Source organism: Bacillus sp. FSL R5-0439 (assembly GCF_038008805.1).
GTDB lineage: Bacteria > Bacillota > Bacilli > Bacillales > Bacillaceae > Bacillus > Bacillus safensis.
Genome location: NZ_JBBOZW010000001.1, coordinates 230,709 through 253,640 on the forward strand (window position 1 = coordinate 230,709; position 22,932 = coordinate 253,640).

Annotated in this window: 21 protein-coding genes; 12 read left to right on the forward strand and 9 right to left on the reverse strand. The window is 42.9% G+C overall.

Going from position 1 to position 22,932, the window contains the following annotated elements; all coding sequences use genetic code 11:
- Positions 1–184 precede the first annotated feature (184 nt).
- From licT to arr, 5 genes are all read left to right on the forward strand, one after another.
- The gene (gene licT, locus NST59_RS01325; protein ID WP_048238207.1) at positions 185–1,021 is read left to right on the forward strand and encodes a BglG family transcription antiterminator LicT; all 837 of its coding nucleotides are present in this window, start codon (positions 185–187) and stop codon (positions 1,019–1,021) included.
- 235 nt (positions 1,022–1,256) lie between these two features.
- Complete coding sequence (locus tag NST59_RS01330; protein ID WP_064498753.1) at positions 1,257–3,116, forward strand: beta-glucoside-specific PTS transporter subunit IIABC; 1,860 nt, start codon at positions 1,257–1,259, stop codon at positions 3,114–3,116.
- A 19-nt stretch (positions 3,117–3,135) separates the two neighbouring features.
- A complete protein-coding gene (locus NST59_RS01335; RefSeq protein ID WP_126682140.1) occupies positions 3,136–4,557 on the forward strand; it encodes a glycoside hydrolase family 1 protein in 1,422 nt (473 codons plus the stop codon).
- Between the two features lie 152 nt (positions 4,558–4,709).
- Complete coding sequence (locus tag NST59_RS01340) at positions 4,710–4,922, forward strand: hypothetical protein (protein WP_039176159.1); 213 nt, start codon at positions 4,710–4,712, stop codon at positions 4,920–4,922.
- A 111-nt stretch (positions 4,923–5,033) separates the two neighbouring features.
- Positions 5,034–5,450, forward strand: a complete 417-nt coding sequence (gene arr, locus NST59_RS01345) for an NAD(+)--rifampin ADP-ribosyltransferase (RefSeq protein ID WP_058837242.1) — start codon at positions 5,034–5,036, stop codon at positions 5,448–5,450.
- A gap of 62 nt (positions 5,451–5,512) precedes the next feature.
- Here arr and NST59_RS01350 read toward each other — a convergent pair whose 3' ends face one another.
- The 6 genes from NST59_RS01350 to NST59_RS01375 are packed head-to-tail and all read right to left on the reverse strand — an operon-like array spanning position 5,513 to position 13,063.
- Positions 5,513–7,432 carry a BglG family transcription antiterminator gene (locus tag NST59_RS01350; RefSeq protein ID WP_144464055.1) on the reverse strand — a complete coding sequence of 640 codons (1,920 nt, stop codon included), beginning with the start codon at positions 7,430–7,432 and terminating at the stop codon, positions 5,513–5,515.
- Positions 7,429–8,313, reverse strand: coding sequence for an ROK family protein (locus NST59_RS01355; protein WP_075612298.1), 885 nt, complete (start codon positions 8,311–8,313; stop codon positions 7,429–7,431). The genes NST59_RS01350 and NST59_RS01355 overlap by 4 nt, the downstream gene beginning before the upstream one ends.
- A gap of 56 nt (positions 8,314–8,369) precedes the next feature.
- Positions 8,370–11,033 carry a mannosylglycerate hydrolase gene (gene mngB / locus NST59_RS01360; protein WP_144490676.1) on the reverse strand — a complete coding sequence of 888 codons (2,664 nt, stop codon included), beginning with the start codon at positions 11,031–11,033 and terminating at the stop codon, positions 8,370–8,372.
- 28 nt (positions 11,034–11,061) lie between these two features.
- On the reverse strand, positions 11,062–12,180 hold the full coding sequence (locus NST59_RS01365) for a PTS fructose transporter subunit IIC (RefSeq protein WP_106025735.1): 1,119 nt from the start codon (positions 12,178–12,180) through the stop codon (positions 11,062–11,064).
- A 35-nt stretch (positions 12,181–12,215) separates the two neighbouring features.
- Positions 12,216–12,545, reverse strand: a complete 330-nt coding sequence (locus NST59_RS01370) for a PTS fructose transporter subunit IIB (protein ID WP_007498438.1) — start codon at positions 12,543–12,545, stop codon at positions 12,216–12,218.
- Positions 12,542–13,063 (reverse strand): PTS sugar transporter subunit IIA, encoded by a 522-nt coding sequence (locus NST59_RS01375; protein WP_260775233.1) that lies wholly within the window; start codon positions 13,061–13,063, stop codon positions 12,542–12,544. Before NST59_RS01375 ends, NST59_RS01370 begins: the two co-directional genes overlap by 4 nt.
- Before the next feature lie 179 nt (positions 13,064–13,242).
- Between NST59_RS01375 and NST59_RS01380 the strand changes: the two genes are divergently transcribed.
- The 3 genes from NST59_RS01380 (at position 13,243) to NST59_RS01390 (ending at position 17,109) form a co-directional block, all read left to right on the forward strand.
- Positions 13,243–15,909 carry a S8 family peptidase gene (locus tag NST59_RS01380; protein WP_341039730.1) on the forward strand — a complete coding sequence of 889 codons (2,667 nt, stop codon included), beginning with the start codon at positions 13,243–13,245 and terminating at the stop codon, positions 15,907–15,909.
- A 107-nt stretch (positions 15,910–16,016) separates the two neighbouring features.
- Positions 16,017–16,499: an Ig-like domain-containing protein gene (locus tag NST59_RS01385; protein ID WP_058837247.1), complete on the forward strand. Its 483-nt coding sequence runs from the start codon at positions 16,017–16,019 to the stop codon at positions 16,497–16,499.
- A gap of 130 nt (positions 16,500–16,629) precedes the next feature.
- Complete coding sequence (locus tag NST59_RS01390; RefSeq protein WP_151283967.1) at positions 16,630–17,109, forward strand: hypothetical protein; 480 nt, start codon at positions 16,630–16,632, stop codon at positions 17,107–17,109.
- A gap of 348 nt (positions 17,110–17,457) precedes the next feature.
- Here NST59_RS01390 and NST59_RS01395 read toward each other — a convergent pair whose 3' ends face one another.
- The 3 genes from NST59_RS01395 to mmuM all read right to left on the reverse strand — a co-directional run bounded on the left by NST59_RS01395 (position 17,458) and on the right by mmuM (position 20,581).
- Positions 17,458–18,078, reverse strand: a complete 621-nt coding sequence (locus tag NST59_RS01395) for a hypothetical protein (RefSeq protein WP_039176173.1) — start codon at positions 18,076–18,078, stop codon at positions 17,458–17,460.
- Positions 18,079–18,200: 122 nt separating this feature from the next.
- A complete protein-coding gene (mmuP, locus tag NST59_RS01400; RefSeq protein WP_039176176.1) occupies positions 18,201–19,604 on the reverse strand; it encodes an S-methylmethionine permease in 1,404 nt (467 codons plus the stop codon).
- Between the two features lie 38 nt (positions 19,605–19,642).
- Complete coding sequence (gene mmuM / locus NST59_RS01405) at positions 19,643–20,581, reverse strand: homocysteine S-methyltransferase (RefSeq protein ID WP_039182957.1); 939 nt, start codon at positions 20,579–20,581, stop codon at positions 19,643–19,645.
- A 335-nt stretch (positions 20,582–20,916) separates the two neighbouring features.
- Between mmuM and NST59_RS01410 the strand changes: the two genes are divergently transcribed.
- The 4 genes from NST59_RS01410 to NST59_RS01425 all read left to right on the forward strand — a co-directional run bounded on the left by NST59_RS01410 (position 20,917) and on the right by NST59_RS01425 (position 22,928).
- A complete protein-coding gene (locus tag NST59_RS01410; protein WP_024424393.1) occupies positions 20,917–21,747 on the forward strand; it encodes a YitT family protein in 831 nt (276 codons plus the stop codon).
- A gap of 116 nt (positions 21,748–21,863) precedes the next feature.
- Positions 21,864–22,181 (forward strand): PadR family transcriptional regulator, encoded by a 318-nt coding sequence (locus NST59_RS01415; protein WP_039176181.1) that lies wholly within the window; start codon positions 21,864–21,866, stop codon positions 22,179–22,181.
- The gene (locus tag NST59_RS01420) at positions 22,174–22,761 is read left to right on the forward strand and encodes a DUF1700 domain-containing protein (RefSeq protein WP_126682146.1); all 588 of its coding nucleotides are present in this window, start codon (positions 22,174–22,176) and stop codon (positions 22,759–22,761) included. The genes NST59_RS01415 and NST59_RS01420 overlap by 8 nt, the downstream gene beginning before the upstream one ends.
- Complete coding sequence (locus tag NST59_RS01425) at positions 22,758–22,928, forward strand: hypothetical protein (protein ID WP_186315137.1); 171 nt, start codon at positions 22,758–22,760, stop codon at positions 22,926–22,928. The genes NST59_RS01420 and NST59_RS01425 overlap by 4 nt, the downstream gene beginning before the upstream one ends.
- Positions 22,929–22,932 lie beyond the last annotated feature (4 nt).

The window sequence follows — 22,932 nt, forward strand, 5'->3', positions numbered from 1 at the left end:
AAGGTCACCTCCTCTGGAGTAATGTATGCAGGCTGATGCACGATCAGACCAGTAATGATGAGGTAGAATAATTTATGAATTATATTGCAAAAGTCAGATAAAAACACCAAGTGATTTGACAGTTGTGTTAAGATGAGAGCATATTTTGAGTAAAGTTGTTGGTGATAGACGGAGGTGTTTGGAAATGCAGATTCAAAAGGTTCTAAACAATAATGTCATTAGTGTCATAGATGAACAAGGGAAAGAAATCGTCGTCATGGGCAGAGGCATCGCTTTCAAGCGACGTCCCGGCGACCCGGTGGACGAAGCGTTAATTGATAAAGTCTTCCGCCTAGAGGATCATTCCGTTCACGAGCGGATGAAAATGCTGCTTCAAGAGGTTCCGTATGATGTGGTCAAGGTGACGGAGGAAATGATCCAATATGCACATACAAAGCTGAACCGAAGATTAAACGAAAGTCTGCATGTATCGCTGGCAGACCATATTCATTACGCCATCGAACGGTTGAAGAAAAATCATCTGATTGAGAATTCGCTTATTTGGGAGATTAAACGCTTATACAAAGATGAATTTCTTGTCGCAAAGGACTGTCTTGAGATGATTGAAGAGCGTCTTCATATTGAACTGCCTGAGGATGAAGCAGGTTTTATTGCGATGCATATCATTAACGCAGAGCTCAATGAGGATATGAATACGACTGTTAATATCACAAAGGAAGTCAATGCCATTCTCACCATTGTGAAATATCATCTCAACATGGAATTTGATGAAGACTCACTCAACTTTTATCGTTTTCTCACGCATTTGCGCTTTTTCGTCCAGCGTCTGATCAATGAAACACTGCTTGTCAGCGAAGATCAGGACTTATATCAGCTGATCAAAGTGAAATATCCGAAAGCATACGATTGCGCAAAGAAAATCGCAGAATATGTCTATCAAACCTATCACCGAGATCTCACATCAGAGGAGATGCTGTATCTATCAATTCATTTGAATCGACTGATCAAACGAGAAAAATAATGATAGATTTTAAAAGAAAGCGTTGACATGAGAAAAGGTGAGTGGTACTATTTGCTCATAAACATAAAAGAATACGGTTTCACAATGATCGTCTTAGAGGATTGTGACTGTTCGGCAGGCAAAACCTAAACGTTCACTAAAAAAGCGCAACAGCAAGCTGCGACTATTTTTGGTGCCCGTTTAGGTTTTTATTTTGCCCAAAAACGTATTTTTTTCAAAAAAAGGAGGTTTTTGTATGAGTCATCGTCAATTAGCAGAAGACATTATCAAACACATTGGCACAGAGAAAAACGTTCATTCATTGGTGCATTGCGCTACAAGACTTCGCTTCACTTTAAATGACAGATCAAAAGCAGATAAAGCGGCCATTGAAAAATTAAATGGTGTCGTCACAGTCATGGAAAGCGGCGGCCAGTTTCAAGTGGTCATTGGCAATACCGTACCAGAGGTTTATCGAGAAATTGGAGAGTTTACGAATCTATTAGAGGATTCCTCTGCTTCATCTGCAAAATCAGGTGAAGAGAGCACAAGCCTTTTCGGAAAATTCGTCGACATTGTATCGGGGATTTTCACACCACTTCTCGGTGTCATGGCGGGTGCAGGTATTTTAAAAGGTCTATTAGGTATTTGTATCAATGCGAAATGGTTATCTCCTGAAGATACGTCGTATCAAATTTTATTTGCTGCGTCTGACAGCTTGTTCTACTTCCTGCCATTATTGCTCGCATTCACTTCTGCTAGGAAGTTTAAAGCGAATCCGTTTGTCGCTGTGACGATTGCAGGTGCACTGATTTACCCAACCATTCAGGAATTGTCAAAAGGCGGCGGAGATGTGACCTTCTTCGGAATTCCAGTCGTCTTAATGTCTTATACATCGACGGTCATCCCAATCATTTTGGCAGTGTTTGTCATGGGATATATCGAACGTTTCTTTAACAAAGTCATTCATGAAAGTGTCAAAAACTTTATTACACCACTCATTTTACTTGTCACGGTTGTTCCGCTGACACTCATCGTATTCGGACCATTTGGTGTGTATGCAGGGAACGGCATCGCAGCTGTTTTACTAAAAGTATTCTCCTTTAGTCCTACCCTTGCAGGTGCTTTAATTGCGATGGCTTGGCAGATTCTTGTCATCTTCGGTATCCATTGGGGACTTGTGCCAGTGATTTTAAATAATATCGCAGTCCATGGGAAAGATCATATCAAGCCGGCAACTGCGCCAGCTGTATTCTCACAAGCAGGTGCTTCCATCGGTGTTATGCTGAAAACAAAGAATAAAAAGCTGAAATCCTTGGCTGGATCAACAGCAGTTTCTGCCGTGTTTGGGATCACAGAGCCAGCTGTATACGGGGTCACGCTTCGTTTGAAAAAACCATTTATTGCAGCTGTTATCTCTGCCGGAGTCGGTGGTGCAATCATTGGTTATTCACAAAGTATTGCGATTGCGTCAGGTCTTCCAAGTTTACTGACACTTCCGATCTTCTACGGTCAAGGCTTTACAGGGTTCATCATCGGAATCTCGGTCTCGTTCGTCCTTTCTATCATCCTAACCTATTTGATTGGATTTAAAGATCCGGTAGATGAAGATGAAACGCCGGCAGCAGGTACTGTGCCAGTTATTGAAAACGAACATGGAGTCAAAGCCGCTCATGTGAAAAGTCCTTTAAAGGGAGAGGTCATCAAGCTGGAGGAAGTACAGGATAAAGCATTCTCATCTGGTGCACTAGGAAAGGGCGCAGCCATCATTCCATCAGAAGGAAAGCTGTTTGCACCAGTATCAGGAGTTGTGACAACGGTGTTCCCAACGGGACATGCGTATGGTCTAACCTCTGAAAGCGGAGCAGAAGTACTCATTCACATTGGACTGGATACCGTACAATTAGGCGGTCAGCATTTTACCCCGAAGGTTACTCAGGGGCAAACCGTAACAGAAGGTGAACTGCTTGCAGAGTTTGATATTGAAGCTATCCAAGCAGCCGGTTTGTTAGTCACAACACCAGTGATTATTACCAATTCCGGTGAGTTTAGCGATATTATTGAAACAGAGGAGAAGCAAATTGCTCCGGGACAGTCATTTTTACATCTAGTTTAATTATGAGGAGGAAGAAATTATGAGATATTCAACACTAGCACCATTTCCAAAGGACTTTTTCTGGGGCGGATCGACTTCCGCCTATCAAGTAGAAGGTGCGTGGAATGAGGATGGCAAAGGGCCTTCTGTCATTGACATGAGAGCCAGTTATCCTGAAGGCACAACGGATTTTAAAGTCGCAAGCGATCACTATCACCGCTATAAAGAGGATGTGAAGATGTTTGCAGAAATGGGTTTGAAGGCTTACCGCTTTTCCATTGCGTGGACAAGGATCATTCCAGATGGAGATGGGGAGATCAATCAAAAGGGGATTGAATTCTATCATTCACTCATCGATGAATTGCGCCGCTATGACATTGAACCAATCGTGACAATGTATCATTTTGATCTGCCTCATGCGCTTCAAGTAAAGGGCGGGTGGTCTAACCGCGGGACAGTGGATGCGTTTGAACGCTATGCAGAGGTGCTATTCAAGGAGTATGGTCAGAAGGTGAAATACTGGCTGACCATCAATGAACAAAACATGATGATCTTACATGGATCAGCGCTTGGTACACTTGATCCGAATTTAGAAAATCCAAAAAAAGAACTGTATCAGCAGAATCATCATATGCTCGTTGCACAGGCAAAAGCTATGACGCTTTGTCATCAAATGCTGCCTGAAGCGAAAATTGGACCAGCGCCAAACATCGCGCTCATTTATCCGGCTTCTCCAAAGCCTGAGGATGTGCTTGCTGCGGCGAATTACAATGCGATCCGCAACTGGCTTTATCTTGATATGGCTGTGTTCGGCCGTTATAACAACCTTGCTTGGGCGTACATGAAAGAAAAAGACATTCTTCCTGTCATCGAAGAGGGAGATATGGATATTTTGAAAAGCGCGAAACCAGACTTTATTGCCTTTAACTACTACACCTCTCAAACGGTTGAAGCGAGTAAAGGAGATGGCAACGACGAATTTGCACGCGGCGGAGATCAGCATTTGAAATCCGGTGAAGATGGCGTCTACAAAGGCGGCAACAACCCATTCTTAAGCAAAAATGCGTTTGGCTGGGAGATTGACCCTGTCGGCTTCCGTTCAACGATGCGCGAGATTTATGACCGCTATCAGCTGCCGCTTATTATCACGGAAAACGGACTGGGTGCTTTCGACAAGTTAGAAGAAGATGGTTCAATCCAAGATGATTATCGAATTGATTATTTAGAAAAGCATATCGAACAAATCAAATGGGCGATCACAGATGGCGTCGAGGTATTCGGATACTGCCCGTGGTCAGCTGTCGACTTAATCAGCACACACCAAGGATGCTCCAAGCGCTACGGGTTCATCTACGTAAACCGCGACGAATTTGACCTAAAAGACCTCAAAAGAATTCGCAAAAAGAGCTCTTATTGGTATGAAACCTTGATTCAACAAAATGGAGACAACATCGGGAAGTAACGATAAAAAAGCCAATCACCTTATGCGGGTGGCTGGCTTTTTTTGTTCACTTTATTGGCAAGATCATATTGTTCGAGTTGTTCTAAAATGATAGTCTGATGATATATTGTAAAAATTGGTTAAATATCCATTATAAGAAAGGGGTTGTTTATATGATGACGATTCTTTATATGTTCTTCCTATTGTTTTTCATTTTTTATGGTTTGAATTATATAGGACAGAAATTAATTGCGAAGGAATATCCAATGAACCATGGAGTGATTGTGACTCTTTCAGCTGTGGAAGGTATTCTTGTTTTCGTCATTGTTGGTGTGAATGCGAAATTTCCATCTTTATTTACAGTATTTATGTCCGTTCACATCTAACTCTCTACTATCATTATACCCCGAATTTAATGAAATTTATAGACTGTTTTCCCCCCATATCTAGCCGTATACTGTTATACGCAAGTCAAAAACGATAAGGGGTGTGGCTGTATGAATGACAAGCAAAAGGTGTTAGATCCAGGGCCATTTTTTCATGGGACAAAGGCAGAATTGAAGATTGGGGATCTGCTTGAACCGCTGCATTTATCCAATTATCAGGATAAAAAATCGAACCATATTTATTTCACCGGAACACTAAACGCAGCCAAATGGGGTGCTGAGTTAGCCAGGTCTGATGCGAAAGAAAGAATTTATATTGTAGAACCGTTAGGCGAGTTTGAAAATGATCCAAATGTGACGGACAAAAGATTTCCCGGCAACCCAACACGTTCTTATCGATCGAAATCACCGTTGAAAATAGTCGCAGAATTAGGTTCATGGGAAAGACATTCCGATGAAGAAATCAATCATATGCTAAGCTCCTTAAAAAAATTAAGTGAAGAAGGAAAAAATATCATCTACGATTGATGTTACGTATATCTAAATAACACAAAAGCCGCCTCATGAACTGGGCGGCCTTTTATTTGATCTTAATGGAACAACGCATCCATCAGCTCATCAAATGTTTTGGCTTGCTTGAGGGCGCGAATGCGGTCTGGATTGTCTAGTAAATCGACGGCCTGTTCAAAGAATTGGTTCATGCAGGCAGCGTCATCCTTATGAATCGCTAATAAAAAGACAATTGATACTTGGTCTCCCTGCCAGTCAATCGGCTGTTTTAAGTGTGCGATGGCTACAGAGGAAGTCCCTTCATTTGTGATGAGCGGATGCGGCATTGCAATACCGCTGCCAAGATAGGTAGACGACATTTGCTCACGCTCAAGCACCGAAGGCCGAAATGAAGACGATACTAGCTGATGCGCCTCTAAACGGCTGCATAATATATTTAATACCTCATCCTTGCTGCTTAGGTCAGCATTCATTAAAGTCAATCGCTCTTGAAAAAACGCCATCAGCTCTTTTGAGGGTGCCCCGTGTCCATTTAATAAATGAATGACTTCATTCACACGCTGTATATCATGCTGTTCAAAAAAGGCACTGACCTGAATGACTGGTTTCCCCTTTGATGTGAGTGGAACAGTTGTGATGATGACGTCACAAGGCAAAGAGGAGCTCATGAGATAATCCTGATAGGAATAGAGCTCAACGATGTCAAGCTCGTGCTGAAAGGCTGACTTCAATTTAATTTCAAGGAGCCTTGCCGTCCCTAGTCCAGACCCGCACACGATAATGGCTTTCTTTCTTTGCGAGGTGTCGAGCTGACTTCTTTCAAATGAAGCAGCGATATGCAAGGCAACATATGCGGCCTCGTCTTCATTTGGTGTACGCACCAGCTGTAAGGCATTGAGTCCGCTGACAGCCAAATCAAACGGGTAAGGATAGGACGTTTTGATCTCATGCAAAAGCGGATTTTGTAAGGATACGCCATATTGGATTCGATTTAATAGCGGCTTCATATGAAGCATTAAGTCTTGTTGCAGAATGCTGTCATCAGCAAAACGATGGCCGCTTGTTTTTTCAATGTGCTGTAGAAAGACTGTAACCGCCTGTTGAACTTCCACTGTCGTCTGATGCTGCGCGGCTTCTTTCCACGTTTGATTCGCCAATAGATGCATGACTAAGTAATCTGTTTCATCCTCTGATAAGGTCACATAAAAAGTGTCACTCACCTGCTGTATGATTTTTTGTGCAATTCTCATTAAAACTGGTGATCTTTGTGTGCGGGCAGTACTAGCGGATACCCGCTGGTTTTTTCGTGTTTGCTGAATCGCAATGGCTAAGTGAATGACTAAATTTTTTAAAGCAATGTCTTTAATGAGCAATGACTCTTGATGCAGGTTCGTCAACACAATAGATCGAATGGTTTCAAGAGATATATCAGGAAAATGGAGCTGCTCCCGCTCAGTGATATGAGAGAGAGCAGGCTCTTCTTCAAGAAGTAAGTCTGCATAGCACGTTCTTTTTTGCAGCTCGTCTCCTTCAATTTTTAAGCCAAATCCAGGCTTTGATACAAGGGTCATGCCGTAACGGGCTAACATCTCTCGTCCTTTTTTCAAATCACTGCTGACCGTCATGCGGCTGATAAACAGTTCTTCAGCCAGCTGGTCAATTTTTAAGTAATCTGATTGAAGCAGCAGCTTTCTCATCATAAATCGTACACGCTCTTCTGGCATGACGGGGACAAGAGAGCGAGCAGGAAGTTTTTGTTGATGAAGCCAAAGTAAAAAAGCGTCTTGGTCACTCGTTAAAAGAGTATATCCCTTTCCGCGAATCGTTTTAATCATGGCTCCAGCTTCCTTTAAATACTCATTTGCTTCCTTAATTAAATTGCGGATAGAGCGGTCAGATAAGCGAAAAGAGGCAGTGAGCTCCTCCAGCTTCACGAACCCCTTCGTTTCAAATAGCCGCTGAATCAGTTGATAGGTTCGAGGATCTGCCGTCATCATCATTGCGCGGCTCCTTGCGCCTGTAAGGCATCCGTTCCAAGAGCGATGGCGCCCATTAAACCAGATAATCCATCAAAGGATGGTTTTGTGATAATTTCATGTAAAGGCTTTGGCAGCTGCAAATAGCCGCGAAGCCGCTTGTCTGTTTCATCAAGAATAAGTGGCAGCATAGCTGGCTGTTTCATCACGCCTCCACCTAAAATGATGCGTTCTGGTGAAAGGGTGAGCAGCAGGTTAGCGGTCATCTGCCCGAGATAGTAAGCATGAAGTGACCAGGCAGGATGATCCTCTGGCAGCATGGGTGCCAGTGTATGATAGCGTCCTTCTATGGCAGGTCCAGATGCCAGTCCCTCTAAACAATCATGATGTATAGGGCAGCAGCCTCCGTAGGTATCATGAGGATGCCGCTGAACGGTGATATGACCCATTTCTGGATGCAGCAATCCGTGAATAAGGCGATGTTCAATATAGGCACCTCCGCCTATTCCAGTCCCAACAGTAATATAGACCAAGGAGGCAGGTTTTTCTGCTTCAGTTGAAAAACGAGCTTCCCCGAGTGCTGCACAGTTCACATCGGTATCAAGCTTCATCGGGATCCCGAGGGCTTGTTTTAAGGTAGAGAGGAAAGGAAATTGGCGCCAGGCTGTTTTTGGTGTGTCTAAAATCGTCCCATAGCTTGGGCTTTGCTCTTTCACATCGACAGGACCGAATGCCCCAATTCCAATTGCATCAACACGATTCTTTGTAAAGTAATCGATCACTTGCCGGCATGTTTCATCTGGATTCCCTGTTGCAAAGGAAGTCATGTGTTCAATCGTTCCGTCTGTTGTTCCGTAGCCGCAGACAAATTTCGTTCCGCCTGCTTCAATGCCTCCAATTCGCATGATCAATGCCCTCCATTAAAGAGGGGCGGAATCCAATGGATCCCGCCCCTACATGTTCATTTTTTCTTTACAATGTAGGTTTGTACCTGACAAGGTGTAAGCGGTTCAATGTGTAATGATCCATGTTGTGCTTTGAGTATCTGTCCTTCAGGTGTTTCTCCTAAATTCGCTGTTTCTCCGTGTTGTAGAGATGAACTATTGATTGAAGCGGCTGTTTGACGCGTTAAATATGGATTGAAGAGACGAATGACAATGCCTGTTCCATGCTCCTCTTTTTTCAGAGCGCTTAGAATGGCTCCATCTGTCTCGATGTCAAGCAGGCTATAAGTAGATTGTAAGTCTTCTTTTTCATCTCGGAAAGAGAAAATTAAACGACCGTTTAAAAAATCTGCCCGCTCGTAGCATTGAACAGGGGTGGTATACCGTTTGGCAAGCTGCGCTAAGTGTCCCTCGCTGACTGCATCCTTGCTATAGTGCATACCAAATGAGAATGACAGTGCACCTTGCAGCTGAGCGTCAGGTGTCTCCACAATTTTTTCCCCAGATGCGCGTCCTGGACGATAAAGGAGATTTTCTTTCCCCATTTTTCCGAAACAGCGGAAGAGCGTATACGCAATCGTTGTGTAACCTTTTCCTGTGATTTGGTATTCTCTCACGCAGTCGGTCAACAGAGCGGCACCATATGCTTCATCACGAAGTGCGACAAAGGATTGCATCGGTTCAATGGTGATCGGTTTTTCTTCCCAATGTTCATTGTTCCACCATTCAAGCTCTTGCGTGAGCTCTGTTGGGCGTTCGATTGTACCAAATTGTTGATCGCTTAGTGATACGTTTGATGCGATGCCTGTATCAAAAAGAACACGAAGGCGATGATCTAATGCATGGTTATCGACATCTACATGAAAACGGATGATAGCATCGTCTTTGTTTAATGCCACCTTCGCTGTGATCGGAAGTGATGTCGCAGCCGATTGCTGAGAGCGCGCCTCTAGGTCATAAGGGACACTGAGCTGAAGCTTGATGGTCAGCTCCTCTTGCAGACCGCTTTTAGACACTGAGATGTCCGCTGATGAAAGATCTTTTGATGACACATACAGATCCTCACGCGGTGGTGAATAGTTGTAAGAATCCCCATCGTCTCCGTTGTCTTCAAAGATCATTTGCTCAGAGAAGGTCTGGCCAGTTTGTTTATCTGTGATGTCCAGCGATCCGTTGTCATTTGCCGCAATGCGGTAATACGTATTTTCAATCACGCGTCCTTCAGTTTGTTCCCATAGAGATTCGCTTGATTCATCGAAGACCATGCTCACTTGTGTATAGCCTACTGACGGTAAGTCGATGGCTTCAATTAGCAGCACGGCTTTCCATACTTGCTTTGGCATGTACACTTCTTTACTTGGGTTAAGAGAAATTTGCTGTGCCAGCACATAATCTGTGACATCGGTTTTGCTTTTCACTGTGTACTGAAGCGTTCGTCCATTTGCATCCTTTAGCGTAAATGGACGTTCCGTGATAAAGGTCTCGACTTCAATGACTTCAGAACGCTTTGAAGGCAGTGTATTGAACAACGTGAACGTGATTTCCTGCTCTGTTTGCAGTCGAATAGTGATGAGACGCATGTGCAAGTCTACAAGATTCTCAGCGATTTCCTTTGCCTGCTTGTAGCGGAAGAAGACATCTTGGTTTGTCGTGTCACTATTACAGCCGCCAATGCTGTCATGCGCTGCATTTTCAAACATAAGGTACCAAATATCGCGAACCGTATCATGCGGATAGTCGTGTCCAAGCGAATAGCTGATCGTTAGGATAGGCTCCATCACATTCACGAGATAGTTTTCGATTTGATTGTTTAAGATTTTTAAATCCGCTCGTGTTGAAAAGATCGATTTGTGAATCCGCATATGCTTCGCGTGAATAAGCTCTCCTTGTAACGTCTCAAAAGATGTCCGCTCTTTTTTCACGGCTGCAATATAATCTTCTAAACTACTGATTTCATAGTGATGCTCGTCAAGCTCATTGGCTTTTTCTAATAAGTCAGGCAGGTTTTTACGGATCGGTGCTTGGTCAAAACCGTTCGGGAAATAGACATTCTTTGTGGTGGCCTTTGCTTGCAGCGCACCAATTTTTTCAGATAAAAAGGCTTGTAAGTCCTCATCCTTCTCAGGAATATTCCCGCCGTAGTAGTAGCCAAATGGCAGGTTCACAGCAAAGACTTCACTGCCGTCAGCGCCGCGCCAATTGAATTCAGTATGATTCGTCATATGGTCAGAAACGCCACGCCAAAATGCTGTATCGACAATGCCGAAGCCGCGATAAATTTGAGGCATTTGTGCCGATTGACCGAAGGAATCAGGGACATAGCCGACTTTCATCACGTGGCCGAACTGCTGACAGCGTTCAATCCCATATTGCAGGTTACGCACAATCGATTCACCTGAAATGACGAGCTGGTCGGTTTGGGTATACCATGGGCCGATGATGAGACGTTTCGCTGTGACGAGCTTCTTGATTCGATTCTCATCCTCTGGACGCCATTTCAAATAATCATCTAATAAGGAAGCCTGGGCATCGAGCATGAAGTAATGGAACCTTTCATCTGTTTCAAGGGTATCTAAAATGTCCATTACGCTTTTCATTAAGTAGATACGGGAGCGGGAGGTGGTGAAATACCATTCCCGGTCCCAGTGAGTATGTGGAATCACATGTACATTGACAGTCATTGATCAACGACACCTTTCTTCGTTCAAATTATCCTTCTAGCACAAGGTCAAAATCGTCTTCTTCTTTCTGCTTCTGATCATGTTCTGGCGTTTTTGGCTCTTTTTTCTCAGAGAAATTCACAAGCAGGTTGGCGCCAATACCGATGACGAGTGCGCCAGTAAGGGCTCCGATTAAATAAGCCCACCAGTTTCCGACTGAGAAGAAGCCGTATAGCCCGCCAATTGGCGGCATGATGTCATGAACTCCTAATAATGCAGCGACCCCGCTTCCAATAGCACATGCGACAACATTGAGCGGAATCAATTTCAAAGGATTGACGAGGGTAAAAGGGATCGCCCCTTCCGTAATACCGATAATGCCCATAACAAGTCCGCCTCGTCCGGCTTCTCTAAAGGTTGGAGAGAAGTTGCGTTTTCGAATCAATGTCGCAAGCCCGTATCCAAGCGGTGGAATGACAATCGCAATATTGACAAGAATGGCAGGGAGATAGACGCCTGATAGGAAGAGCGCGTTACCAGCCATCCACGCTGATTTATTCACCGGTCCGCCAAGATCGAAGCCAATCATCGCACCTAAAATGAGAGCGAGCGCAAGTGTGCTTGTTCCATCAGCGACCATTCCTTTAATCCATTCAATTAATGCCGTGTTCAAAGCGCCTAATGGTCCGCCTAGAAGAACTGACATAAGAAGTCCGGTTAAGCCAACGGTAATAAGCGGCAGGATGAGCAGAGGGACGAGCCCAGCTGCAGAGCCTTGAATTTGAATTTTTCTTTTCACAAAAAGAGCAACATATCCTGCGAAGAAGCCTGCAATGACGGCACCTATAAAGCCGGCATTTGTTGAGCTGGCAAGGGCACCGCCGATAAAACCAGCCGCAAGACCTGATTTATCTGCAATGGAATAGGCGATAAATCCAGCGAGCAGGACGTTCATTAAGCCAATGCCTGTCCAGCCAACCTGCTCCATTAAATAGGCACCGTGCAGTATGCCGCCAGCATCCTTATAGGTGTTTAAATCTGAAACACCAAACCCTAACCCGACCAATTTTGCTAAACCAACGATAAGTGAAGCACCGATGATTACAGGAAGAATATAAGAAATACCGGTCATGAGATGGCCTTCAATGACTTTTAATTTTGCTTTCATTTTCTTTGCTCCTTTCTATATGGCATTGCTCATGTTTATTGAGATTCAGACTTTTTCTTTTCTACAAGTGCTACGGCTTTGGTGATAATTTGTTCAGCATTTTTTAAGGCACGTCCGATTTCGACACGTACAGTGGGAATGCCTGAGAAGCGTTCTGCATCGTTGATATGCTGATTTGAGGCAATGATGCAGAGGTCTGCCTGCTTTGCTTCCTCTGCTGTAATGCCGTTCACCTGTCCCATAATCCCTTGCTGTTCGATTTTGATCTCGTGTCCGAGTTGTTTACCTGCATTTTCTAATGCTTTTGCTGCCATTGGTGTATGAGCTAACCCTGCTGGACATGAAGTGACACCGACAATTTTCATTGTGTAATCCCCTCTTTCAATTGTTGTTCAATGACTTCGTAATAGTAATCAGCTGTTTGACCAGGTTGAATCTTTTCGATAAAAGCAGGTTCCATTAGGCTTGTCGCAATACCTGACAGTAGTTTCAGATGTGTGACATTTGCTTCTTCTAGTGGAACGAGCAGTGTAAATAAATAGCTTGTGGGCAAATCATCAAAGCTTCCCCATTCAATGGGTTGTTCAAGTTCTAAAAAAAGAAGTGAAGCCGTTTTTACAGCGGAGCTTTTTGTATGTGGAATGGCGAAGCCTTGTTGAAGTCCTGTTGAGACTTCGTCTTCGCGTGTCAACAAATCTGCTAATAGCCCCGGCTGATCGTTTGTAATTTGAAGGTCTTCAGCTTTCTCGGAAATGTATTGTAAAATCTCATTCTTTGATCGTCCGTTTACTTGTGTGAAAACATGATCTTTTTGGAACAAGCTGATCCCTTCTCTCTTGTTTGTTAAGCGCTTACAAGTTGATTGTAATGTACTTTTCAGCATGGTTAAATAGCATCATTTTCCGTTTGAAATGGCAAAAAGTTTATGAAGCTATCCGTCTTGCTGACTGAATATCTCAAATCCTAGCTTAAAACGAGTTTAATTATATAAAAAACAGATTCTACTAAATGTATATCTGTGATATTCTTCCAAGGTATCATAAAAGATAAGGGGGTCTTTTCATGTTCAAAAAGCAGGTCAAATCCTGTGTGGTCGTACTCATGGCCATCATTCTATGTATGGCAGCATTACCTGGATACGAGGCATCAGCTGCCAGTCATGGAACAAGTGTCAATGAAGCCATTGGATTAAAAAATGGTGAAGTCATCTCAGGTACATTACAGAATGAAAAGGAAGAGTCATGGTATCAAATCACGCCATCTGCACAAGAGGTGGCAAAACATACACACATGCAAATTTCTGTGAAAAGTAAACAAGTGCTGTCCGTATCGGTCTATCCAAGTAAGGACAGAGCGATGAAGGATGACACCTATTCAAGGTATCGCGTGGACACAGCAAGCGGAGAAACAGAGATCAACTTCCCGCACGCATGGTCAGGTCCCTATTATGTCAAAGTGCTCTATTTAGGGTCAGAGGAAGACAGCCGTGATGAGGAAGAGGATGCGGCATATACAATCGGATATAAAGGAGCTAACCTTCCGCCTTCTGAACCCGTTTTCCCTGAAGAAGATGAGCCTGAAATCATCATTATTGAGAAAAAGTACGGGCGTGAAATTCTTCAATCGATTCGTACAATCGAAGATAAACGATTTAATGAAACAGCAGAAGGTCAAAAGCTTTCGCGTCTGCTCCAAAAAACAAAACCGTTTCTCAAATCGAAGCTCATCAAACATCAAAAAGAGCAGCAAAAGGTATACAACCATCTGCTCACATTAAAAACACTGCTAAGTGACGTAGAGAAAAATGGTGCATTTAGCGGTCATATCGTAACAGAAAAAGAACAGCAGGCGATCCACTCCCTTTTCGATATGCTCAAAGAAGCAAGTCCGGCTTATTTAAAAAAGGAATTAGAAGCTGTCAGTCAAAAAATTGGCATTGATCAGCTTGAAGGAAAATCAGCTGGTTATGTATTAGAGAAACAAAAGCTTGTAAAAGAAGAGAAGGTTAAAACGAATAAGATCATTTTTAAATTAAAGGATGGCCAAACACTTCAATCTGCGAAAAAGAAGATGAAAAGCTACGGTATCCAAGAAAACCGTGTGACATCACAGTCAGTCAGTCCTTTATTCAAAGGCATGTATGTCTATGATGTACCAGCAAGGCAAGAATCAGCTGGAAAGACACTAAAAGCAGGCAAAGCGGCGATCAAGAGCACGGCAAGAAAGCTTTCCAGCATGTCGAATGTTGAATTTGCAGAGCCTGTTCAAACCTATCGTGCGCTAAGCAACGACGCGCAGTATGATTATCAGTGGCCGCTGAAAAACAGTGCGCAAAACAGTGGGAAAAAAGGCGCTGACGTCAAATTTGAACAAATGAATACACTGATTGGCACAAGCAAAATGAAGCAAACATTAATTGCTGTTGTGGATACAGGTGTAGACAGCCGTTTGACAGATTTAAGCGGGACTGTTCGTACAGACTTAGGTGCGAATCTCATTGGGCGAAACAAAGATGCGATTGATGACAATGGACACGGTACGCATGTGGCAGGCATCATTGCCGCAAAATCCGATAACCATTACTCAATGGCAGGTCTCAACCAACATACGGGTATCATTCCAGTGAAGGTGCTGGATGCTTATGGATTTGGAGATACAGAGCATATTGCACTTGGCATCAAGCATGCAGTGGACAAAGGCGCAAAGGTGATCAACATGAGCCTTGGCGGCTACTACAGCAGAGTGATTGAATATGCAATGAATTATGCTGCACAAAGAAATGTACTAGTCGTCGTGGCAAGTGGAAATGATGGCGTACCAGAAATGGGCTACCCTGCGACGTCAAAATACGCAATGGCGGTTGGCGCAAGCAACCGTATGGATATTGCCGCTGAGTTCTCAAGTTATGGCAAAGGACTGAGCATGTCAGCACCAGGTTCTGATATTCCGAGCTTAATGCCTGATGGGAACGTCTCATACCTTAGCGGGACATCAATGGCGACACCATATGTGGCAGCAGCAGCAGGATTACTGCTTTCTAAAAATCCATCCTTGAAGCCAAATCAAGTGAGAAATCTTTTGCAAAATACAGCAGATGATATCTCATTTAAATCTATTGATGGAAAAGACGACGTTTTCTATGATGAAAACGATGAACCAATTGTTGATCCAAAAATTCCAGGTGTCGATTGGATGACAGGACACGGCAGACTGAATGCATTTGCTGCATTAAGTGCTGTCGAATTGAATGCATCTGTGAGCAAAGTGGAGGATCAGCATCAAAAGGTGACAGGTAAAGCAAAAGCTGGCGCTGCTATTTCTGTGTATAGAGGAAAAACCCTGCTTGGAAAAGGCATAGCAGGCAAAAAAGGAACCTTTAGTGTGAAGATTAAACATCAGAACAAAAACAAGGTCCTTCACATTAAAATTTCAAAAGGAAAGGCCGCAACGACGCTCAAAACCGTCGTGAAAAAAGGCAAAGCACCAGCTAAGCCGAAAGTGAGCAAAGTAACAGTCAAAAGTAAAGCGGTCAAAGGGACTGCGGGTGCGGGCTTGACCATTAAAGTGAAAAACAAATCAAAGAAAGTCATCAAAACAGTCAAAACCAATAGCAAGGGCACATTTACTGCCCAAATAAAACCACAAAAAGCCAAAACGGTTTTGTATGTGACTGCTTCAGATGTGAGAAAAAGAGAAAGCAAAGCAGTAAAAGTGGTTGTGAAAAAATAAAAGAAGAACTTCCCTTTCTAAAAAAGGGAAGTTCTTTTGTTTTATACTGGAAAAATACCAATTCCTGTCGATAGTAATATAGTAGGAAATAAAAGGAGGATTTATCGATGAAAAAAATCATGTTTGCTTTCTTTCTATCATTGCTTCTCGTATTCCCAAGCTTTGCACATGCTGAAGAAACAGGTGCAGTACCAGCATCCGTACAAGTAACAAGTGTCACAGCAGCCGATAGTGGTATAGTGAATTACGGCTATGGCAGTAAATATCGCGTGGGTTCTTATTATCCAGCTACGTTTAAAGGGACACTAAAAGATGCAAGCGGAAACCTCATGCCTAATCAGCCGATCCAGCTTTATTTTGAAGCAGCAATCAAATCATATGCTCAAACAGCGACAGGCACAACAGATGAGAATGGACAGTTTTCACTCACGTTTCAAGTTCCTGCAGGTGCAGGCTACCAATCATACAATAATGCAGGCTGGTCTACACATTACTACGATATCGTTCCAGTGACGTTCACGTCAAACGACATCAAACTATCTTCAAATGTCACAAGCGTGTACCATTTGGCGTATACATCACGTTACTAATCTCATAAAAAAGAATGTCAACAATCTGAAACTTCCCTTTCTAAAAAAAGGGAAGTTTTTTGTTTTTTACTGGAAAAATACCAATTTATGCCGATGGTAATATTGTAGGAAAAAAAAGGAGGATTTATCGATGAAAAAAATGTTGTTTGCTTTCGTTTTATCATTGCTTCTCGTATTCCCAACCTTTGCACATGCAGAGGAAACAGGAGCAGCACCAGCATCTGTACAAGTAACAAGTGTCACAGCAAAAAATGGTGGAATGGCCGATTACGGTTATGGCAGTAAATATCGAGTGGGTCCGCGTTATCCAGCTACGTTTAAAGGAACGTTGAAGGATAAAAATGGTAAATTGATGGCTAATCAGCCAATCCAGCTTTATTTTGAAACAGAGATCAAGTCATTGGCTCAAACAGCGACAGGCACAACAGACGAGAATGGACAATTTTCACTAACGATTCAAGTTCCTTCAGCTGCAGGCTACGATTATTTTGATAATGGCAGGTTTAAACATTATTTTGATGTCGTTCTAATCACGTTCACTTCAAACGACATCAAGCTATCTTCAAATGTCTCAAGTGTGTACCATTTGGCATATTCAATCAATTCTTAACTAATCTGCTGGATGAGACGACTTAGCGAAAACCCTGTCGTTTTCATAGAAAAAAGGATGTCATCAGGTGACATCCTTTTCTTTTTGTTAGCAAACCTGCTGGGCGGCAACCGAAAGAGTCGATAAACAAACACTCATCAGCCGTTACTCCCAGATTCGATCGAGCGTTTAACTTTTAATCTTAAGCTTTGATGGATAAGAACTTTTACACTTGAACTTTGATCCTTGAATGTTCAGCTTTGAGCTTTTATCAAGGATCATCCTAAGATGATCATCAGATGAGGAGGGAATGACCTTTCCCTCGGAGGTGTTTAGTTCTATCGATTTTCGGCTCACTAACAAAATCAATTAATCGATCTGTATTTTCGTCAGTGTATTGCTTTCAGACAAGGAAAAATCAACTTCCATTTGGAAATCTTCAATTTCTTTCGAAAGCTGTTCAATTTTTACTCGAAGGCGAAGCGGATCGATGATCACTGCCTCATTTTCAGCTAGAAAAGACTTCACGATCTCTTGGTTGGCAGCCGCTTGCGTCTTTCCATCTTTCCCAAACAAGGTTTCTAAATGCTGATCAAGTCTCCTTTTCACATCTTCATTCGTTTGTTCTGCTTTGTCGACCAGCTCTTTGTACACTTGTTTCATTTTCCGTAAATAACGAATATCGTAGTCTATCGACGTCTTACGTTCAATCGCCTCTGCCACCGTCATACGGACACCTGCCACATCAATCATTGTGGTTGCATTTGATACAACGATGGCTGATTTGATGGCATTCCGGCGTTTGATTAAAGCTTGAATCGATTGATCATCAGCCTTCGCCTTTTTTTCAACTTCTTCTTGATTCTGAAATCCGTGCTGTATATGTTTCCCGATCATCAATCCACCAAGTACGGCGTCATCAACGGTTCGGTTGATCCTTTTATCTAACATTTTCAGTTCACTTAATGCTCTTGTAATGGTCATTTCCATATTCACGACAACTCCCTTGGTTCATCCTGAAAATCATAGATTCCTATCATATACCAAAGTGTGCTTCTTTTACTAGTGATATCCTTTTCTGTCAGCAGCTTTATATAGAAAAAACCTGATGTTTATACACCAGGTTTTTCTCGTTTTTTCTGAATCCAAGCTGTCATGTAATACGCAGCATAGCAGAGCGCAATGAAAGGAATGCCGCAGATGAGGGCAATCCGCTGATTTGGATCAAAGGCAATGCCGATGACAGATGCTAGACATAGGAGGAAGGCAGCAATCGGAACCACTGGATAGAGCGGGGTTCGAAATGATAAATCTTGAAGCTGTCCGCCTTCCTGTAAAAATCTTTTCCGAAACATCAACTGTGAGGCAGCAATTCCCATCCATACGACCACAACAGCCAGTCCAGAGATTGACACAAGAACAAGATATACCGTTTCTGGTGCGATCACACTCGATAGCAATGAAAGAATACCACCGATCATACTTAAAATGAGTGCATTCAAAGGAATTCCTTTTGATGTCAGCTTCGCCAGTTTTTTAGGAAGTGTCCGTTCTTCAGAAAGCGACCAAAGCATACGAGATGACGCGTATAATCCTGAGTTTGCGGCAGATAAGATCGCGGTCAGGATGACAAAATTCATGAAATCTGCAGCATAAGGAATTCCGATACGATCAAATACCACGACAAATGGGCTTTTGATCACCCCGGCTTCTTCTACTGGAATCAAGCCAGCCAAAACAACGATCGTTCCAACGAAAAACAGGACGAGACGCAGGACGGTTGTGCGAATGGCTCTTGGGATGGTCTCGTCAGGATTGACGCTTTCACCCGCAGCAATCCCAATCAACTCCGTCCCTGAAAAAGCAAAATTGACAGCAAGCATCGTCATTAAAATCGGTAAAAAGCCGTTTGGGAAAAGTCCGCCTTCGCCAGTGAAATTAGAAAAGAACGGAGCGGCCTCACCGCCCTTTAATGGAATCAAACCAAACATTGCAGCTCCGCCAAGAATAATAAAGAGAATAATAGCCATCACTTTAATACTGGAAAACCAAAACTCTGATTCTGCAAAAAATTTGACTGTAAATGCATTCAGTAAAAAGATGAGAAGAGCAAAAACACCACTCCACATCCAAACCGAAGTGTCTGGAAACCAGCGCTGCATTAATAATCCTGCCGCTGTAAATTCCGAACCGAGTGCCACTGTCCATGTCAGCCAGTATAGCCAAGCGACCGTATAGCCTGTACCAGGTCCAATGTATTTTGTTGCGTACGTATGAAAAGCCCCTGTGACCGGCATAGCGACAGACAGCTCACCTAAACAAAGCATCACGAGGTAGACAATTAATGCCCCCACAAGATAGGCAAGAATGGTTCCCGCAGGTCCGGCCTGATTGATGGTATACCCAGAGCTTAAAAAGAGCCCTGTCCCAATGACGCCGCCTAGAGAAAGCATGAACAGGTGCCGGCTCGTCATTTTTCGTTGATATTGTTGTGACTGATCTTTTGCTTGTTCCATGTCTTCCCGCCCTTTTGCTTAGAAGTATGTGTGATGATTCATGATGTGGTTCGTTTTAAGATGTCATTGATATCTTCTGGAGTCGTGCGGCAGCAGCCGCCGATGATATGCGCGCCGTCTTTGTACCATTGATACGCACATTCGCCAAAAGTAAGATGTGACGTATCACCGCTCCAAACCTTTTCTTCAGGATCATATACTTCACCTGAGTTTGGATACACCACAATCGGTTTGCTTGTTCCTTTTTTCATTTCTTGAATGAGAGAAGTGATAAATTGCGGCGGCGTACAGTTCACGCCGACAGCAGCAATTTGTTCATAAGGTTCAAGTGCCTGTACACATTCCCGTATGGAGTCACCTTCACTAATGTGCAGGCCATCCTTTGCGCTGAATGTGATCCAAGCTGATACCCCGCTGAATTCATCCCGCAGCAGCTTTGCGATGGCTGTTGCTTCAATCAAACAAGGAATCGTTTCACATGCAAGGATATCTGCTCCCGCTTCTACTAATGCCTGAATTCTTGGTCTGTGAAAATCAATGAGAGCCTGCTCAGAGAGTCCGTAATTTCCCTTATATTCTGAACCATCAGACAAATAAGCGCCGAATGGCCCCACAGATCCAGCGACAAATGGTTTTGTCCGCCCTTCACGACGCGCTTCATCCTGCCAAAAAAGATCGCGTGCCTCTTTCGCTAAAGTGACAGATCGTTTCATGAGTTCAAGCGCTTCTTCTTTTGTATAGCCTTTTTCAGCAAAGCCTTCAATCGTTGTTTGGTAGCTGGCGGTTGTGGCGCAGTCAGCACCTGATTGGAAGTAGTCCAAGTGTACTTGCTGAATCAATTGTGGCTGTTCAATAAGTATTTTGGCTGACCATAAACTGTCATTTAAGTTACAGCCCTTTCGTTCAAGCTCTGTTGCTAATGCACCGTCTAAAATCAAAGGTGCGTGAGCCTGTAAACGGCTTTGAATAGGATTCATCGGAATCAAACAGCCTCCTTTTTAGATCGGATTTGATGGGTATGATATGAGGCAGTAGTTTAAATGACTAAAGCGTTTTTGTCAAGGAGAGGAAAAAGCATATTAGGGCGCGAAAACCCTGAAAACATGCGGGTTTTGATGCATAAAAATGCAGTCAAAATAATAGAAAACCAAGTCATTGACAGCCTCTAAAAAGAGATATATATTATGGAAAGATTGATTTCAGAAAGCTTCATCAAAAGGCGCTGTCTTTTGATTTTTATGTTGTCCAACGACTGTCTTCTTTCGTGCAGAAAGAGGGTTTTTTATATGCTTAAAAAAGGAGGAAAGAAGAATTGAAAAAATGTGTAAAAGATATAGCGATGATTTTAGTTGGTTCTTTTTTATTTGCCGCAGCAGTGAACATGTTTGTCATTCCGCTTGAATTTGGTGAAGGCGGCGTAACGGGGCTGTCCATCATTTTTTATTATTTGTTTGAGATTGCACCGTGGCTGACGAACCTTGTGTTGAATGCGATCTTATTACTTGTGGGATATAAATACTTGGACAAGAAGACCACGATTTATACGGTGGTTGCCGTCGCAAGTAACTCTCTATTTTTACACTTGACCACAACATGGGTCGTGAATGTTCATGAATTGATCATTGGAGCGATTTTTGCAGGAATTATCATCGGTATTGGGATTGGTCTAGTGCTAAGAGCAGGTGGAACAACGGCGGGCTCTGCCATTCTCGGAAGAATTGCCAACAAGTATTTAGACTGGAACGTGAGCTATGCCATCTTGTTCTTTGATCTGATTGTTGTATTTGCTTCCTACTTTATTATTGGTGCGGAAAAATTAATGTTTACCATTGTGATGCTGTACGTGGCGACAAAGGTGATGGACTTCGTGATAGAAGGACTTAACACGAAAAAGGCAGTGACGATTATTTCTTCATGCAAAGATGATATTGCGGAAGAAATCAATCACACCTTGGACCGAGGCGTAACAATTTTAAACGGACGCGGTCATTATTCAAAGGAATCGAAGGAAATTCTTTACGCAGTCATTCAAAAGCAAGAGCTCATGCGCCTCAAGAAAATTATTAAGAAAATTGATCGAGACGCATTTGTTGTTGTCCATGACGTGCGCGATGTGTTCGGAGAAGGATTTGTGAATATATAAAAATGAAAATAAGATAAAGAGCTAAAAGACCCTAAAAAGGGTCTTTTTTTATTCTCTATACCTCTTGTCACACAATACTATGTAATGTATAGTATAAAGAGTTAGGAGTTGTAAACATGAATGCACAATTAAAAAAAGGATTACTGGAGTTTTGTGTACTGGCGGTATTAAAGAAAGGCGATTCCTATGGTTATCAAATCATTAAAGATATGTCCCGTTGTATTGAGATTTCAGAATCGACATTGTATCCGATTTTAAAGCGTTTAGAGCAAAACAATTATGTGGAGACCTATTCCCAGGAACATAACAGTCGATTAAGAAAATACTACCGCATGACAGAAAGCGGGCGGGAGCATATGGCGCAGTTTTTAGAGGAATGGGATCAGGTGATGGCGATTTACGACTTTATTTCTGGAGGACAGGGCAATGAATAAAAAAGAATTTTTAAGCAGCCTAAAGAAGCATCTGCATCTTCTAGGCGACAAAGATAGTGATCGGTTTATCGAATACTACGATGAAATGATTGAGGATTATCAGGAAGATGGCTACAGTGAACAGGAAGCGGTTCAACAAGTCGGGCAGCCTGCTATGATCGCTGAAGGGATTATGAAGGAACAAGGAATAAAAACCGTTCAGGTGCCGACGTTTGGAGAAAAAGCCACAAGACTCTCCATTCTCATTTTAGGCTTTCCGTTATGGGGCAGTATTCTAGCAACAGTCTTCCTGTTGATTCTTTCTGTGTATATGGTGATTTGGTGTATTCCACTCGTGACAGGTACAGTGACGCTGGTTGGTCTGCTCGGAGGTTTTTGGAGCATCATTGGTTCTCCATTTATCTTTCAGGACGGTTTGCATGTGGTGGTGACGCAGATTGGCGTTGGTATTTTTCTGTTAGGTGCCGGATTATTAAGCGGCATAGCCACGGCGTATTTGACAAAGCTATTTGTGCAAATAACTATTCAAACCACTAAGGCATTCATGGGAATGTTTAAAAAGAAGGTCGTGAGAGTATGAACGTGAACGATTTAAAAAAGCAAGTCATCAAATGGGGAATCATCTTCACCGTTGCCGGAGGAATTGTCATGGCAATTGGTTTTGGCATATCAGGCTTTGATCTAGATGCATATCACAACGATGACCAGAACAACGTGTTCCGCACCATCAATTGGAGTAAGCCATAATAAA

Coding starts and splice junctions, on each gene's coding strand:
- licT (WP_048238207.1), top strand. CDS start 185: ATGCAGATTCAAAAGGTTCTAAACAATAATGTCATTAGTGTCATAGAT.
- NST59_RS01330 (WP_064498753.1), top strand. CDS start 1,257: ATGAGTCATCGTCAATTAGCAGAAGACATTATCAAACACATTGGCACA.
- NST59_RS01335 (WP_126682140.1), top strand. CDS start 3,136: ATGAGATATTCAACACTAGCACCATTTCCAAAGGACTTTTTCTGGGGC.
- NST59_RS01340 (WP_039176159.1), top strand. CDS start 4,710: ATGATGACGATTCTTTATATGTTCTTCCTATTGTTTTTCATTTTTTAT.
- arr (WP_058837242.1), top strand. CDS start 5,034: ATGAATGACAAGCAAAAGGTGTTAGATCCAGGGCCATTTTTTCATGGG.
- NST59_RS01350 (WP_144464055.1), bottom strand. CDS start 7,432: ATGATGATGACGGCAGATCCTCGAACCTATCAACTGATTCAGCGGCTA.
- NST59_RS01355 (WP_075612298.1), bottom strand. CDS start 8,313: ATGCGAATTGGAGGCATTGAAGCAGGCGGAACGAAATTTGTCTGCGGC.
- mngB (WP_144490676.1), bottom strand. CDS start 11,033: ATGACTGTCAATGTACATGTGATTCCACATACTCACTGGGACCGGGAA.
- NST59_RS01365 (WP_106025735.1), bottom strand. CDS start 12,180: ATGAAAGCAAAATTAAAAGTCATTGAAGGCCATCTCATGACCGGTATT.
- NST59_RS01370 (WP_007498438.1), bottom strand. CDS start 12,545: ATGAAAATTGTCGGTGTCACTTCATGTCCAGCAGGGTTAGCTCATACA.
- NST59_RS01375 (WP_260775233.1), bottom strand. CDS start 13,063: ATGCTGAAAAGTACATTACAATCAACTTGTAAGCGCTTAACAAACAAG.
- NST59_RS01380 (WP_341039730.1), top strand. CDS start 13,243: ATGTTCAAAAAGCAGGTCAAATCCTGTGTGGTCGTACTCATGGCCATC.
- NST59_RS01385 (WP_058837247.1), top strand. CDS start 16,017: ATGAAAAAAATCATGTTTGCTTTCTTTCTATCATTGCTTCTCGTATTC.
- NST59_RS01390 (WP_151283967.1), top strand. CDS start 16,630: ATGAAAAAAATGTTGTTTGCTTTCGTTTTATCATTGCTTCTCGTATTC.
- NST59_RS01395 (WP_039176173.1), bottom strand. CDS start 18,078: ATGGAAATGACCATTACAAGAGCATTAAGTGAACTGAAAATGTTAGAT.
- mmuP (WP_039176176.1), bottom strand. CDS start 19,604: ATGGAACAAGCAAAAGATCAGTCACAACAATATCAACGAAAAATGACG.
- mmuM (WP_039182957.1), bottom strand. CDS start 20,581: ATGAATCCTATTCAAAGCCGTTTACAGGCTCACGCACCTTTGATTTTA.
- NST59_RS01415 (WP_039176181.1), top strand. CDS start 21,864: ATGAATGCACAATTAAAAAAAGGATTACTGGAGTTTTGTGTACTGGCG.
- NST59_RS01420 (WP_126682146.1), top strand. CDS start 22,174: ATGAATAAAAAAGAATTTTTAAGCAGCCTAAAGAAGCATCTGCATCTT.
- NST59_RS01425 (WP_186315137.1), top strand. CDS start 22,758: ATGAACGTGAACGATTTAAAAAAGCAAGTCATCAAATGGGGAATCATC.